The sequence below is a fragment of the Burkholderia catarinensis genome (genome assembly GCF_001883705.2).
Classification (GTDB): Bacteria; Pseudomonadota; Gammaproteobacteria; order Burkholderiales; family Burkholderiaceae; genus Burkholderia; species Burkholderia catarinensis.
The window spans coordinates 25,048-39,395 of record NZ_MDEQ02000027.1 but is presented as its reverse complement, the minus strand read 5'-3'; the positions used below and the strand labels follow the sequence as shown (position 1 = coordinate 39,395).

Here is a 14,348-nt window from a genome sequence, read left to right as displayed (position 1 = left end):
CGCGACACGCGCTGCCCGTGCGGACGAACAAGTAGAAAGGATTGCCATGTCCAAGGAATTTGACGTCGTCGTGATCGGCGCCGGCCCCGGCGGCTACATCGCCGCGATTCGCGCCGCGCAGCTGGGCAAGACCGTTGCCTGTATCGAAAAGTGGAAGAACCCGGCCGGCGCGCTGAAGCTCGGCGGCACCTGCCTGAACGTCGGCTGCATCCCGTCGAAGGCGCTGCTCGCATCGTCGGAAGAGTTCGAGAACACGTCGCATCACCTGGCCGACCACGGCATCACGGTCGACGGCGTGAAGATCGACGTCGCGAAGATGCTCGGCCGCAAGGACGCGATCGTCGAGAAGATGACGAGCGGGATCGAGTTCCTGTTCAAGAAGAACAAGATCACCTGGCTGAAGGGCCATGGCAAGTTCACCGGCAAGACCGATGCCGGCGTGCAGATCGAAGTGAGCGGCGAGGGTGAAACCGAAGTCGTCACCGCGAAGAACGTGATCATCGCGACGGGCTCGAAGGCGCGTCATCTGCCGGGCATCCCGGTCGACAACAAGATCGTGTCGGACAACGAAGGCGCGCTGACGTTCGACTCGGTGCCGAAGAAGCTCGCCGTGATCGGCGCAGGCGTGATCGGCCTCGAGCTCGGCTCGGTGTGGCGCCGCCTGGGCGCCGAAGTGACGGTGCTCGAAGCGCTGCCGGCATTCCTCGGCGCAGCAGACGAAGCGCTCGCGAAGGAAGCAGCCAAGCTGCTCAAGAAGCAGGGCCTCGACATCACTCTCGGCGTGAAGATCGGCGAAGTGAAGACGACCGCGAACGGCGTGTCGATTGCCTACACGGACAAGGACGGCAACGCGCAGACGCTCGATGCCGATCGCCTGATCGTGTCGGTCGGCCGCGTGCCGAACACCGACAACCTCGGCCTCGAGGCGATCGGCCTGAAGGCGAACGAGCGCGGCTTCATCGACGTCGACGACCATTGCCGCACGGCAGTGCCGAACGTGTACGCGATCGGCGACGTGGTGCGCGGCCCGATGCTCGCGCACAAGGCGGAAGACGAAGGCGTGCTGGTTGCGGAAGTGATCGACGGCCAGAAGCCGCACATCGACTACAACTGCATTCCGTGGGTGATCTACACGTACCCGGAAATCGCGTGGGTCGGCCAGACGGAGCAGCAACTGAAGGCGGAAGGTCGCGAGATCAAGACGGGCAAGTTCCCGTTCTCGATCAACGGTCGCGCGCTCGGCATGAACGCGCCGGACGGCTTCGTGAAGATGATCGCGGATGCGAAGACCGACGAACTGCTCGGCGTGCACGTGATCGCCGCGAACGCGTCGGACCTGATCGCGGAAGCCGTGGTGGCGATGGAATTCAAGGCGGCGTCGGAAGATATCGCCCGTATCTGCCATCCGCACCCGTCGATGTCGGAAGTGATGCGCGAAGCGGCGCTCGCCGTCGACAAGCGCTCGCTGAACAGCTGAGCACGGTGTAGCGCCTGCCGGCCGTCGGCCGGCGCAGCCGTCTCATGACGAAGGCGGGCGGGGTTTCCCGCTCGCCTTCGTTTTTTCCGGTTTGCCCGATGAACGTCACCGAATACTACACGCGCGAACTGACCACGCGCGGCTATCAGTCCGATCCCGCGCAGCGCGCGGCCGTCGATCGCCTGCAGTCCTGTTTCGACGAGTGGGTCGAGTACAAGGCGCGCCGCTCGAACGCATTCAAGAAGCTCATCATTCATCCGGACCTCCCGCGCGGCGTCTACCTGTGGGGCGGCGTCGGTCGCGGCAAGAGCTTCCTGATGGACACCTTCTACGCGGTCGTGCCCGTGCAGCGCAAGACGCGCCTGCATTTCCACGAATTCATGCGCGAAGTGCACCGCGAACTCGAGGAACTGAAGGGGCAGGCCGATCCGCTCGACGAGCTCGCGCGGCGCATCGCGAAGCGCTACCGGCTGATCTGCTTCGACGAGTTCCACGTGTCGGACATTGCCGATGCGATGATCCTGTACCGTCTGCTCGACCGCTTGTTCAATAACGGCGTGCAGTTCGTGATGACGTCCAACTACGATCCCGACGACCTGTATCCGGACGGCCTGCATCGCGACCGCATGCTGCCGGCGATCGCGCTGATCAAGGACAAGCTCGACGTGCTCAACGTCGACGCGGGCGTCGATTATCGCCAGCGCACGCTCGCGCAGGTGAAGATGTATCTCACGCCGCTCGGCGCGGACGCCGATCGCGAACTGCGCCATGCATTCGCGCAGCTCGCCGCGGTACCCGACGAAAGTCCGATCCTGCATATCGAGAAACGCGAGCTGAAGGCGCTGCGCAAGGCGGACGGCGTCGTGTGGTTCGACTTCGCGACGCTGTGCGGCGGCCCGCGATCGCAGAACGACTATCTCGAACTTGCCAGCCGCTTCCACGCGATCGTGCTGTCCGAGGTGCCGCAGATGTCGCCGCGGATGGCGTCCGAGGCGCGCCGCTTCACGTGGCTCATCGACGTGCTGTACGACCACAAGGTCAAGCTGCTGATGTCGGCTGCGGTGCCGGCGGAGCAGTTGTACGTCGAAGGCCCGATGGCCAACGAGTTTGCGCGAACGGTCTCGCGAATCGTCGAGATGCAGTCGAAGGAATATCTCGAAACACCACGCCGCATCGTCGATACGTCGCTGACCTGATTACGATATTCGGCAATTGGCGGGATTTAAACGTCAATTCCGGTCAAATTCATTGAATCTCGGGGTATTTTCGGATTTGTCTTATATTCATTGTTGAGGTGAGCCGATATCGTTGTGTCATGGTTACCAAGGCTGGAGATGTCCATGACACCGTATCGCGATCTGACCGACCACGAGTGGCGCTGCGTTGCGCCGCTTCTGCCCGAAATGCAGCCGCGCACCGAGTTGCGCGGCCGGCCGTTAGCCAATACGCGTGCCGTATTGAACGGCGTGCTCTGGGTGATCTACAGCGGCGCAACGTGGTCCGCCATGCCGCGCCGTTACCCTTCGTATCAGACGTGCCATCGCCGTTTCAAGACCTGGCACGAGACGGGCACGCTGATGAATGTGATGCGTGAACTCTATGGCGACGCAGGCATGAATCTGTGCAATGAGTTGTCCTCGCGGATGCGCAAGCATACGCAATCGAAGGCAGCAGAGGCGCGTAGCAACGCGGCACCTGCGTATCGCGCACCGGGCGGCTATGCGTCGGACACGCTGAAGCACGCGGCGTGATGCCCGTGAGTCATTGCTGCGTACGCACCCAAAGAAAATCGGCCTGACGACTTCGTCGCAGGCCGATTTTTTCATTGAGCACGCGCGTTTCAGCGCGTGCCGCGTTATTGCTGGCGAACCCAGGTCTGCGACCGGCCGAGCAGCGACACGCCGATGTAACCGCGCACAACGAGTTTCTGGCCACCGTCTTCAAGCGTCATCTTGCACTTGTAGACCTTGCCGTTCTCCGGGTCGAGAATGTTGCCGCCGTCCCAGTGGTCGCCTTCCTTCTTCATCGCCTTGATGATCGTCATGCCCTTGATGAGCTGATCCTTGCGCTCGTCCGTGCAGGCGGTGCAGCGGCGATCGGGCGTATCGTTCGCGCCGAGGCCCTTGACGACCTTGCCCGACAGCGCACCGTCGCCGTCCTCGGCGATTTGCACAAGTGCCTTCGGCTGATGGGTGTTGTCGTCGATCGTCTGCCACATGCCGATGGGGTTGTCGGCTTGCGCGAACGTGGGGGCTGCACAGGCGAGCAGTGCGCCGGCGACGGCGATTGCACGCAACGGGCGGGTCAGTTGAATCATTGTCGTCCTCCTTGTTTTGCATGTCGTATTCGATGCGCCCGCACGACCGTCTGCATGGGGCGGGCATGTTGCGAGCTTCGCCAGAATACGTGAAACCGCGCGCCACGTTTGATAGAGGGGACTCTAATCGAAACAGCCCGCGTGACGCGGGCTGTCTGGTGACGGATCAGTTGAGCTGATACGAGAAGGCGGCGTTGATGCGCGGGCTGCGCGATGCGCTTTCGACGGGTGCGTCGCCAACCGGCTTCGCGACGTTCAGGTCGAGACTGTAGAAACGGCTGTCCGTGAATCGCACGCCGATGCCGACCGACGACATGCGGCTCGGCGACGGCGTGCCCGCGTGCAGATACACGCGCGCCATGTCGTACGCGATGTACGGCGTGACCGATTTCATATATGTCCAGCCCGGCGAGAAGCCGCGGTTGACCTCCAGCGACATCCCCCATCCCGAGTCGCCCGACGCTTCGCCGGGCTGATAGCCGAGCGCGTAGCGCGTCGAACCGAACGAGATCTGCTCGGACGTCGGCAGCGAGTCGGGGCTGTATTGCCCGGTCAGAGAGACCGAGGTGCCGATCCGGAACGGCCATTCGTTGGTTTGCGTGAAGGTCGCGCCGGTGCGGACGAAGGTCAGCGATGTCGGGTCGGGGTACGTAATCGCTGTGCCGTTAACCAGGCCGGTCTGCGATTTCGACGCGCCGAGGATGTCGAACGCCTTGGCGACGTTGATGCTCAGTTTTCGCACCTGCTTCGGCTGGACGCTCGTGTAGTCGAGTTGCAACTGCAGCACGCGAACCTGCGACCGGTTGTCGAGGGTATTGCCGTTGACCTTGTTCTGATAGTTGTCGTCGTTATGCGCTGCATAACCCGACACAGTACCGAGCAGGCTGCGCTGGTTATTCAACAGCAGTGGATAGGATGCCGAAAGACCAAGCTTTTCGCTCTTGACCGTACGCTGAACGGTCGACGGCAGGCCCGGGTTGTCGGTCGGCTTGCCGCGATAGGTGCTCGCGTCGAGGCGCGTGATCAGGCCGCTGCTGCCGACGGGCACCGCGCCGCTGAATGCGAAGTAGGTCTGCTTGTCGCGTCCCGGCGGCGCCAGCGCGGAAATGCTCAGTTGCTCGCCGAACGACGTGAGGCCGTTTTCGGTCGCAGTGATGAGGCCCTGGACGCCCGGGTGGTTGAAGTCGATACCGGTGCTGACGTTGAACGGCTTGCGGTCGACCGCGAGTTCGAGCGTCGTGGCGCCTTCGGTCGTTTGCGGCGGCGGGACATTCGCCTTCACCGTGAGGCCGGGCAGCAGGCCGAACGTGTTCACGTAGCGCTCGAACGTCGCGCGGCGCAGCGGGCGATCGGCGGTGATATGCGCGGCGATCGCCCGAATCTTCGATTCCATCGCACCGGGCTTGCCGGTGACCTTGACGTCCGACACGTAGCCTTCGACAACCGTGATGCGCACGACGCCGTTCTCGAACGTCTGCGCGGGAACGAACGCGAACGACAGCGCGTAGCCGCGATCCTGATACAGCTTCGTCACGCCGTTGGCGGTTTCGATCAGCTCGCCGATCGTGATGTCCTTGCCGACGAGGGGAGTGAAGCGACGCGTGATTTCCTCGAACGGTATCGACTTCACGCCTTCGACCTGGAACGTCTTCGGCGTCAGGTGCCGCGACAGCAGCTCCTGCAGTTGCGGTGCCTGCGGTGCGACCTGCACGGTAACGTTGGGGCCGGGTTTCGGCGCGTTGATCTGGGGAAGGGAGTCGAGCGGGTTGCCGCCGACGCGCGTTTGCGCATGTGCCGTGCCTGCTGCCGCGATGGCGAGCAGCATCATCCATCTGTCGAGTCTGGATTTCATTGTTCTTCCTCGTAGGCCTTGCTTTTCGTCTTCTTTGTAATGCCGGCGCGCGACACCAGGGTGCCGCGCGCCGCGTGCCACTATGCCGGTTGTGTTGGTACGACCGCGCCATCCGCTCCGGCTGCGAAGACGCGACCGTCCTCCTTACTTGCCAACGCTACCCAGCGTACCCAGCAACCCCGTTACCGGTGCCAGCAGGCCCGTCGAACCGCCCCCCGACGATGCCGTACCGGAGACACCGCCGATCAGCGACGTGACCGGCGCGAGCGGGCTCGAGCCCCCGGATCCCGCTGCACCGCCAACTGCTCCGGTGACAGTATTCAGCAAACCAGTGACGGGCGCGAGAGGGTTTGCACTGCCTGCGCCACCCGTTGCACCGCCGAGCGTGCCCGTGACCGTCGACACGAGATTCGTGACGGGGGCGAGCGGGCCGCTCCCCGAGCCGCCCGTTGCGCCACCGAGCGCGCCCGTGAGCGAGCCGAGCGGCGTCGAACCGAGACCCGACAGCAGGCCGCCGAGCGGGTTCGTCGAGCCGGAACCCGACGACGTGCCGTTCGCGACGGTCGCATTCGAGCCGCCTACGAGGCTGGTGATCAGGCCGGGGATCGGTGCCGCGCCGTTCGGGCCGTTCGGGTTGACGAGGCCGCCCGCGTTGGTCACGGTGTTGCCGACCACGGTCACGAGCTGGCCGACATCGCCGACGAGCGGCTGGCTCGACGTGCCGGCGACCTGCTTGCCGGCCGAGCTGATCGCACCGCCAACCTGGCCGAGCAAGCCCGAGACGGGTTGACCGAGACCGGTCGTCGTGCCGACCTGTTGCGTGACCTGGCCGGCGGTGATCACGAGCGGCGTGATCGCCGAGCTGATCGGCTGCGTCACCTGTTGCACGGCGCCCGACGACAGCGTCGAGCCGATCGTCGTGCCGGCGGCCGTCAGGCCGTTGGCCACCGTGTCGAGCACGGTGCCGACCGGGGTCGTGACAGGCGCGAGCGGTGCGAGCGGGCCCGTGCCGAGCGCCTTGACCGTCGAGCTCAGGCCGGACACCGTGTTGCTCGTCGCGCCGACGACATTGCCGAGACCTGCAACCGTTGTGCCGACCGGATCCTTCGTTGAGCCGATCTGTCCCAGCCCGTTGCTCACGGCATCTGCGGCCGCGCCGACGATCGTACCGGTGCTGGAAATCGTGCTGCCGACGCCCTTCGTCACGCCGTCGCCGAGGCCCGGCAGGCTGATGTTGCCGACCGTGCTGCCGAGGTCGGTGGCCGTCTGGCCGACCGTGCTGACGACGCCCTTGGTGCCGGTGGACGTACCGCTGGTGCCGCTCGTGCTGGGCGTGCCGCTCGTGCTGTTGGAGCCGTTGTTGCTGCTGGTCGGCGGCGAGCTGACGCCGCCGCCGCCGCAGGCGGCCAGCAGGCAGGCTGCGGCGAAGGCGGTGAGGGGCGCGCGCCACTGGCGCAGGGCGGTCGTCGTGAGAGAACGTTGCTGGGACATGATGGACTCCTCGCTGTCTTGTCGATGATTGGGTATTGACTTACTTGCCGTGCGTGCCGCCGAGCAGGCCGCCGATCAGCGACGTGACAGGCGCGAGCGGATTCGACGACGAGCCCGAGTTCGTGACGGCTCCCGTACCGCCGGTCAGTGCAGGTGCGCCGACCGTGCTGGTGACCGTAGACACCACGTTCGTCACCGGGGCGAGCGGGCTGCTGCCGCCTGCGCCGCCCGTCGCGCCGCCGAGTGCGCCCGTGACCGCGCCGAGGAGACCCGTGACCGGCGCGAGTGGGCTGCCGCTCGTGCCGCCCGTTGCGCCGCCGAGCGCGCCGGTGACCGTCGAGACGAGGCCGGTGACCGGGGCGAGCGGGCCGCTGCCGCCACCCGTTGCGCCGCCGAGCGCGCCGGTGACCGTCGAGACGAGGCCGGTGACCGGGGCGAGCGGGCCGCTGCCGCCACCCGTTGCGCCGCCGAGTGCGCCGGTGACCGTCGAGACAAGGCCGGTGACCGGGGCGAGCGGGCCGCTGCCGCCGCCCGTTGCGCCGCCGAGTGCGCCGGTGACCGTCGAGACGAGGCCGGTGAGCGGGGCGAGTGGGTTGGTCGCGCCGCCGGTGCCGCCCGTGAGCAGGCCGCCGACGGTCTTCACGGTGTTGCCCGTCGACGAGACGGTGTTGCCGAGGCCCGTCGTGACCGGATTGCCGCCCGTCGATGCGAGCAGGGCGCCGGCCTGGTTCAGGCCGTTGCCGATCGTGCCGAGCAGCGTATTGACGGGTGCGCCGAGGCCGGTCGCCGTGCCGATCGTCTGGGTCGTCTGGCCGACCATCGTCGTGATCGGCGTGATGGCCGAGCTGACCGTCTGCGTGACCTGCTGGATCGGGCCGGTAGACAGCGCGTTGGTGAGGGTGGTGCCGCCGTTCGACACGGCGCCGCCGAGCGTCGAGACGAGGCCGCCGACGGCGCCCGTGACCGGCGCGAGCGGCGACAGCGGGCCGCTGCCGAGGCTCGTGACCAGATTGCCCGTCTGCGTGACTGCGCCGCCGAGCTGATTGACCACGCCGCCGGTGCTGGCGACCGTGGTGCCGACCGGATCCTTCGTCGCGCCGAGTTGACCGAGACCGTTGCCGAGGCCGTTGCCGAGCGCGGTAACGGCGCCGCCGACGTTTTGCACGATGCCGCCTGCGGCTTGCGTGGTGGCCGGGTTGACGCCCGGCAGCGACTGGTTGGCGATGACGGTGCCGAGACCCGAGACGGTTCCGCCGATACCCGTGACGATATTGCTGCTGTGTGCGAGGACATTTCCCACTGGATTCGACGACACACCCGAGGTGCCGCTCGTGCCCGAGGTACCGCTGGTGCCGGAGGTGCCGCTCGTGCCCGAGGTACCGCTGGTGCCGGAAGTACCGCTCGTACCCGAGGTTCCGCTCGTGCCGGAGGTACCGCCGCCCGACGTGGAGATCGAATCGCCGCCGCCCGAGCTCGATCCGTGGCCGAGGCCCTGGCTGATCGAACCGGAACCGCCGCATGCGGAGAGGGAAAGCATGGCTGCAACGGTGGCCGCGATCAGAGTCGTCCGGAACACGCCATGAGGGATAACCTTAATGTCCATTTTGTCCTCGCATTAAATGTGTGTTGTGAACTGCGTTGTGCTGAGTGGTGCGAGGACTACTCTGCAACTGTCGTGCCATTTCAATGCCCGACGGTTCGACAACCAGTTTTAAACGAGGCAATTCCTTGTCGGAAAAGGAAGTTATGGAAATTGAAAGATTGTTGAATCTGTTTAAGTGCAGATGAATGAGAACGGTTTCGGCCGTTTCGTAACGTAACGTCACAACATTGACGTTACGCGTGCGGCGTAACGTGTGGCCCACGCAGGCTTGGTGGACGAGGCAATTGTTTTACTGGTGGATTAGGCATGCACATCTAACCTATCGTAAATCCTATGTGTAAGTCCTACCGAAACGCCGTACAAATACGTTGTGCTCCTGATCATTTTTTCCGTCCGGGCCGTTAAAAGAGGTTGGAAGTTAAATATGAACAGATATAGAATCGGGAGCAGATGTAAGCAAATGTACGGTTCGGTACACAACGTTCGAGGAGGTGACTATCGCGAATGTTAACTTGCATCAAATTGTGAGCTATGCCCTTCGGGGCGACCTATAAAGAAAGCGCACCCGGTTGTCGTTACAGCAGATGTGGCGAACGACGTGGGGCAACGGCCAGATATGCGGGGACGTATACGTATAAAAGGCCAAAGAACGTAAATACAGGCACGAGGAATAAAAAATGAAAGCAATGATGATTCGTTTCCTTCGGGAAGAAGACGGGGTTACCGCGATCGAGTATGGTCTGATTGCGGGTCTGATTGCGGCCTTGATCATCGGTAGTGTGACGACTATCGGAACGAAGATCTCGGCGCTGTTCTCCACGATTGCCAGTTCGCTACCCTGACCTTTGCGGTTCGTTGGGGGCGGGCGGGTCGCAGTCGCGGCTCGCCCGCCGTTACATCGGCTTGCGCAGTCGATTGCGATATGGCACACCTTTTCAGCACCAGCATTTTTTTTGCCTGGGCGACGCTCGTTGCCGTCGGTGATATTCGATTTCGGCTTGTCCGGAATTCGCTTGTCGTCGTCGGGCTCGGTGCGGCGCTTGCTAGCGCATTGATCAATGCAAATCCATTTGGTATTTCCACCGAACAGGCATTGATCGGCATGCTGGTCGGATTCGTTAGTTTTTTCCCGCTTTTTGCATTTCGCATCATGGGTGCGGCGGACGTGAAAGTGTTCGCGGTTCTCGGTGCGTGGTGCGGTTTGTCGATACTGCCGTGGCTGTGGGTGGTCGCCAGCCTGATGGCTGGTGTGCATGTCCTCGCTTTGATGATGGTTACGCATACGCCGTTGGGGGCGCTGTGGTCGCGCGGCTCGCCGACGCTGGCGCTCGGTGCGCGGCGGGCGACGCCATACGCAGCCTGTCTCGTCGTTCCGGCAGCGATATGGCTGGCCTATCTCGTCGTTACCGGGGGTATGCAATGAAACGACAGTGCCAGCCACGGTCGAGGCGACGTCAGCAGGGAGCGACGGCGGTCGAGTTCGCGCTGGTGTTTCCGCTGTTCTTCCTGATCCTGTACGCGATCGTGACGTACGGGCTGATCTTCGCGGTTCAGCAAGGGTTGACGCTTGCGGCGACCGAAGGGGCGCGCACGGCGCTGAATTATGTCTACGAGGCCAACGGGTCGGGGGCGAAGGCGTTGACGGACCGGGCGAAGGCGGCACAGACGACGGCGGCCGGACTGACGTCATGGCTGGCCAACGTTCAGGTTCCGACGCCAGTGTCGGGGGCATGCAGTTACGACGCGACGATGTATTGCGTGACGGTTACGGTGACGTATCCGTACAAGACCAATCCGCTGCTTCCGTCGTTGCCCCTGCTCGGACTCGTGACACCGACGCAGTTGACCGGCAAGGCAACCGTGCAGATCAATCCGGCGACCATTTTATGAAACGGACGTCGCGCGGAGTGCGGCGGCAAGCGCAAAGCGGTGTTCGGATTTCGTCATAACAACATTTACGGCACTCAACATTTACCATGGGCAACAATTTGACGAAGATCATCGCCGGGCTGCTGATCGCGATCGCCGTGCTGCTCGGGATCTATGCGTGGATGCTTGGCCGCGCCCCGGCCCATCCGGCGGTTGTGGCGCCGTCCGTTGCAACGATGCAGACGGTGCCGGTCGTCGTGGCGACGCGTTTGTTGCCAGCCGGTCAACCGATTCCCGCCGATGCGCTGAAGCTTGCTTCGGCGCCCATGATGCCGATCGGCGGGTTCAGCGATCCGTCGCTGCTGGTCGGCCGCGTACCCGCGAACGACATTCTCGCCGCCGCGCCCGTCGTGGAGGGGGGCTTGACGTCGGGGCTGGCCAACCAAGTGGCGCCCGGGGAGCGGGCCGTGGCCATCAAGGTCGACGAGACGAATGCGGTTGGAAATCGGCTGCGGCCCGGCAATTTCGTCGACGTGTTCCTGAATTTGCGGCGCGACGGCTCGGGGATGGCGCAATCCGGCTCGGAGATTCCCAATTCACAGGCGCGCCTGTTGATGTCGAAGCTGCGGGTCCTGTCGTTCGGCGACGCGACCCCCGAGCGTGACGGCAACGGCGGACCGGGCGGTGCGGTGCGGACCGCCGTGCTCGCCGTGCCGACGGCGCAGGTCAATGCACTGACGCTCGCCGAGGCAAGCGGCCGCCTGACTCTCGCGCTGCGCAATCCGCGTGATGAAGAGGTCGCGGCGCAGACGGTCGCGATTCGCACAGCCGGCGACTTGACGCCCTCCGGGCAGGCTGCCGCTGGCGTGATGCTCGATGAACTGTCGTCCAAGCGTACGCGCAATGTACCCCGAGTGCAGGCGCCGCCGCGTGCGCCGGTCGTCGCCCGGGGAGGAGGAGCCAGCATCGAAGTGATTCGGGGCGGGCAGGCCGAGACGGTCTCCTATTAACAACCTAAACACGGTCATCGACAGCAGTAACGGAAGGGAGAAGGCCGTACGACGGTCTCCGACACAATGACAAAAAAATTGATTGCATACGCAATTGCCATCTGGGCCATGGCCTTCGCCGTGTTGGCTGGGGCTGCCGGCGCAAATGGGTCGATCGATCTTGCGGTCGGCTCGCAGCGACAGGTCGCTGCCGGCCGCACACTGCAGCGGATCGCGGTGGGCGATCCGTCGGTCGTCGACGTCCTGGTCATGAAGGGTGGGCGTGCCGGGACCGTGCTGCTGGTTGCGAAGGCACCGGGTTCGACGAACGTGATGCTGTGGGAGCGTGGTCGCGATGAACCGACGGTATGGAACGTCAATGTCGTCGACGCAGCCGCACAGGCCGTGGTGGACCGCTCGGGGCCGGGCGTGAAGGCGTATGGGGGCACCGCAGTCGTGTCGGGCTCGGCGACGTCGCTCGAAGCGCACGAACGCGCGGTTGCCGTCGGCAAGCGGATGGGCGGCAAGGACGGTGCGGTGATCGATGCTTCGACGGTCGGTAACCGGAATGTCGTGCAAGTCGACGTACGGGTTGTTGAGTTCAGCCGTTCGGTGCTGAAGGAGGCAGGGCTGAATTTCTTCAAGCAGAGCAACGGATTCGCGTTCGGCGCATTTTCGCCGGGTGGTCTCCAGTCGGTGGCCGGCGGGGCGACATCGGGGTTCCAGGCGACGGCCGGCATTCCGATCGCATCCGCGTTCAATCTGGTGGTGAATTCGGCGGGTCGCGGCATCTTCGGCAATATTTCGATTCTCGAGGCGAACAATCTGGCCCGCGTGCTGGCGCAGCCGACCCTGGTGGCGTTGTCCGGGCAAAGCGCCAGTTTTCTCGCTGGCGGTGAAATTCCCGTGCCGGTGCCGCAGGCACTCGGCTCGACGGCGATCGACTGGAAGCAGTACGGCGTCGGCCTGACCCTGACGCCGACCGTGCTGAGCCAGCGCCGCATCGCGCTTAAGGTGGCGCCGGAATCGAGCCAGCTTGATTTCCAGCATGGCGTCACGATCAACAGCGTGTCGGTGCCGGCGATCACGACCCGCCGTGCGGATACCACGGTCGAGCTCGGCGACGGGGAAAGCTTCGTGATCGGTGGTCTGATCGACCGCGAAACGATGTCGAACATTAACAAGGTACCGGTCCTCGGTGATCTGCCGATCATTGGCGCCTTCTTCAAGTCGCTGAACTACCAGCAAAACGACAAGGAATTGGTGATCATCGTGACGCCGCATCTCGTTGCGCCGATCGCGAAGGGCGCGCCGCTGCCGACCACGCCGGGCGAACTGTCCGAACAGCGCGATGGCCCGGTGTGGCGGTCGTATCTTGGCGGTATCGCATCACCCGATGCAGCGCCCGGATTTTCGAAATGAACGCGGGACGAGATGTCGCGCGATATGTAACCGGGGGTGTTCAACATGAACGCGAGAACCCTTTCATTGGCTGAACCTGCCGTGACCGACTATTTCGTGTGCGCATCGCAGCAGGATGAGCATGCCCGCTGGCTGGGCGAGGCGCTCGTGCCAGCAGGCACGGTGGAAGCGTTGTCGCTCGAGCCGGGCGCACTAAGCCAGCGCATCGCGGGGCTCAATCCCGCGATCGCCTTCATCGATTTTTCCCATGCGCAAGCCGCGGCAAGTGCCGCCGCGGCCGCCGTACGCCTCGCCCACCCGGGCCTGCCGGTCGTCGCACTCGGTACGCTCACGGAGCCGGAAAGCGCGCTTGCCGCACTGCGGGCCGGCGTACGCGATTTCATTGATGTGTCCGGCAGTGCCGACGACGCATTGCGGATCACCCGCAGTTTGCTGGAGCACACTGGCACGGAGCCGGCCAATCGGCATGGCAAACTTGTCGCGTTGCTCGGCGCACGCGCGGGGATGGGCGTCAGCACGCTCGCCGCGAACCTCTCAGTGTGGTTGCGCAAGCGCACCGGTTCGGGCGACGCCGAAGGGGGTGCCCCCGCGTTCGGTGTCGCCGCGCCACACGCGCGGCAGACGGCGCTGGTCGATCTCGGGCTTCCCGCGGGCGATAGTGCGCTGTTCCTCAACACGCGCTGTGAATTCCATTTCGTCGAGGCCGTGCGCAATCTGCGGCGCATCGACCGGACGTTCGTCAACACGGCGCTGACGCGACACGCGAGCGGCGTCGCGCTGACCACGTTGCCCCCCAATCTCGCCGACCTGCGCGACGTGTCGTATGCGGCGTGCGTGGGCCTGTTGAACCGGCTGCGCGCATTCTTCGATCAGCAGATCGTCGATCTCGGCGGGTTCACGAACCATGAATTCGTTGCCCAGATCACGGCAGTCGCCGACGAGGCGTGGCTCGTGTGCGACCAGGGCATCGCATCGATCGTCTCGGCGGTCGACCTGCTGGAAGGGCTGCGCGATGCGGGTGTCGACATCGGCAAGATTCGTCTCGTCGTCAACCAGTATGACGCGACGCTGAGCCTGACGCCGGCCCAGATCTCGGACCGGCTCGGCATTTCGCTGCTGGCGACGCTGCCGGCGCGTCGCGTGGCGATCGGTCAGGCGGCCAACCAGGGGCGGCTGATTGTCGACACGGCCGAGCGCGATCCGTATGTGCGCGCGCTCGAGCCGCTTGCAGATCGACTGGCCGGCCCGAGCGCCGCCGGCCAGCGCGGCGCATTGGGCCTGTCCGCGCTCAAGCGTTTCATTCAACCTTCGTCCAGGCGATCGTAAGC

General features: G+C 64.5%; 13 protein-coding genes. 9 read left to right on the top strand and 4 right to left on the bottom strand.

The genetic code is table 11. The features are described 5' to 3' along the window. Positions 1-46 precede the first annotated feature (46 nt). From lpdA to BFF94_RS30885, 3 genes are all read left to right on the top strand, one after another. Positions 47-1,477, top strand: a complete 1,431-nt coding sequence (gene lpdA / locus BFF94_RS30895; protein WP_128842243.1) for a dihydrolipoyl dehydrogenase — start codon at positions 47-49, stop codon at positions 1,475-1,477. Positions 1,478-1,575: 98 nt separating this feature from the next. Continuing rightward, positions 1,576-2,673 (top strand): cell division protein ZapE, encoded by a 1,098-nt coding sequence (gene zapE, locus BFF94_RS30890; protein WP_128842244.1) that lies wholly within the window; start codon positions 1,576-1,578, stop codon positions 2,671-2,673. Positions 2,674-2,787: 114 nt separating this feature from the next. Then, the gene (locus BFF94_RS30885; protein WP_219140193.1) at positions 2,788-3,228 is read left to right on the top strand and encodes a transposase; all 441 of its coding nucleotides are present in this window, start codon (positions 2,788-2,790) and stop codon (positions 3,226-3,228) included. A 104-nt stretch (positions 3,229-3,332) separates the two neighbouring features. Here the strand turns inward: BFF94_RS30885 and BFF94_RS30880 are convergent, their stop codons facing one another. The 4 genes from BFF94_RS30880 to BFF94_RS30865 form a co-directional block, all read right to left on the bottom strand. Then, the gene (locus tag BFF94_RS30880) at positions 3,333-3,794 is read right to left on the bottom strand and encodes a DUF2147 domain-containing protein (RefSeq protein WP_128842246.1); all 462 of its coding nucleotides are present in this window, start codon (positions 3,792-3,794) and stop codon (positions 3,333-3,335) included. Between the two features lie 166 nt (positions 3,795-3,960). Then, positions 3,961-5,646 (bottom strand): ShlB/FhaC/HecB family hemolysin secretion/activation protein, encoded by a 1,686-nt coding sequence (locus tag BFF94_RS30875; protein ID WP_128842247.1) that lies wholly within the window; start codon positions 5,644-5,646, stop codon positions 3,961-3,963. A gap of 144 nt (positions 5,647-5,790) precedes the next feature. Continuing rightward, on the bottom strand, positions 5,791-7,137 hold the full coding sequence (locus BFF94_RS30870; RefSeq protein ID WP_219140192.1) for a collagen-like triple helix repeat-containing protein: 1,347 nt from the start codon (positions 7,135-7,137) through the stop codon (positions 5,791-5,793). A gap of 40 nt (positions 7,138-7,177) precedes the next feature. Next, positions 7,178-8,740, bottom strand: coding sequence for a collagen-like triple helix repeat-containing protein (locus tag BFF94_RS30865; protein ID WP_219140191.1), 1,563 nt, complete (start codon positions 8,738-8,740; stop codon positions 7,178-7,180). A 677-nt stretch (positions 8,741-9,417) separates the two neighbouring features. Between BFF94_RS30865 and BFF94_RS30860 the strand changes: the two genes are divergently transcribed. The 6 genes from BFF94_RS30860 (at position 9,418) to BFF94_RS30835 (ending at position 14,346) form a co-directional block, all read left to right on the top strand. Then, the gene (locus tag BFF94_RS30860; protein ID WP_128842042.1) at positions 9,418-9,582 is read left to right on the top strand and encodes a Flp family type IVb pilin; all 165 of its coding nucleotides are present in this window, start codon (positions 9,418-9,420) and stop codon (positions 9,580-9,582) included. Positions 9,583-9,662: 80 nt separating this feature from the next. Continuing rightward, a complete protein-coding gene (locus tag BFF94_RS30855) occupies positions 9,663-10,163 on the top strand; it encodes an A24 family peptidase (protein ID WP_219140190.1) in 501 nt (166 codons plus the stop codon). Then, positions 10,160-10,630 (top strand): TadE/TadG family type IV pilus assembly protein, encoded by a 471-nt coding sequence (locus tag BFF94_RS30850; protein ID WP_128842043.1) that lies wholly within the window; start codon positions 10,160-10,162, stop codon positions 10,628-10,630. The genes BFF94_RS30855 and BFF94_RS30850 overlap by 4 nt, the downstream gene beginning before the upstream one ends. An 86-nt stretch (positions 10,631-10,716) precedes the next feature. Further along, positions 10,717-11,619 (top strand): Flp pilus assembly protein CpaB, encoded by a 903-nt coding sequence (gene cpaB / locus BFF94_RS30845; RefSeq protein WP_128842041.1) that lies wholly within the window; start codon positions 10,717-10,719, stop codon positions 11,617-11,619. A gap of 66 nt (positions 11,620-11,685) precedes the next feature. Beyond that, positions 11,686-13,020 (top strand): type II and III secretion system protein family protein, encoded by a 1,335-nt coding sequence (locus tag BFF94_RS30840; RefSeq protein ID WP_219140189.1) that lies wholly within the window; start codon positions 11,686-11,688, stop codon positions 13,018-13,020. 45 nt (positions 13,021-13,065) lie between these two features. Beyond that, on the top strand, positions 13,066-14,346 hold the full coding sequence (locus BFF94_RS30835; RefSeq protein WP_128842040.1) for a fimbrial protein: 1,281 nt from the start codon (positions 13,066-13,068) through the stop codon (positions 14,344-14,346). Positions 14,347-14,348 lie beyond the last annotated feature (2 nt).

Excerpts from the sequence above, each read along its gene's own strand:
- lpdA (WP_128842243.1), top strand. The coding sequence starts at position 47 with ATGTCCAAGGAATTTGACGTCGTCGTGATCGGCGCCGGCCCCGGCGGC.
- zapE (WP_128842244.1), top strand. The coding sequence starts at position 1,576 with ATGAACGTCACCGAATACTACACGCGCGAACTGACCACGCGCGGCTAT.
- BFF94_RS30875 (WP_128842247.1), bottom strand. The coding sequence starts at position 5,646 with ATGAAATCCAGACTCGACAGATGGATGATGCTGCTCGCCATCGCGGCA.
- BFF94_RS30850 (WP_128842043.1), top strand. The coding sequence starts at position 10,160 with ATGAAACGACAGTGCCAGCCACGGTCGAGGCGACGTCAGCAGGGAGCG.
- BFF94_RS30840 (WP_219140189.1), top strand. The coding sequence starts at position 11,686 with ATGACAAAAAAATTGATTGCATACGCAATTGCCATCTGGGCCATGGCC.
- BFF94_RS30835 (WP_128842040.1), top strand. The coding sequence starts at position 13,066 with ATGAACGCGAGAACCCTTTCATTGGCTGAACCTGCCGTGACCGACTAT.
- BFF94_RS30880 (WP_128842246.1), bottom strand. The coding sequence starts at position 3,794 with ATGATTCAACTGACCCGCCCGTTGCGTGCAATCGCCGTCGCCGGCGCA.
- BFF94_RS30865 (WP_219140191.1), bottom strand. The coding sequence starts at position 8,740 with ATGGACATTAAGGTTATCCCTCATGGCGTGTTCCGGACGACTCTGATC.
- cpaB (WP_128842041.1), top strand. The coding sequence starts at position 10,717 with ATGGGCAACAATTTGACGAAGATCATCGCCGGGCTGCTGATCGCGATC.
- BFF94_RS30855 (WP_219140190.1), top strand. The coding sequence starts at position 9,663 with ATGGCACACCTTTTCAGCACCAGCATTTTTTTTGCCTGGGCGACGCTC.
- BFF94_RS30860 (WP_128842042.1), top strand. The coding sequence starts at position 9,418 with ATGAAAGCAATGATGATTCGTTTCCTTCGGGAAGAAGACGGGGTTACC.
- BFF94_RS30870 (WP_219140192.1), bottom strand. The coding sequence starts at position 7,137 with ATGTCCCAGCAACGTTCTCTCACGACGACCGCCCTGCGCCAGTGGCGC.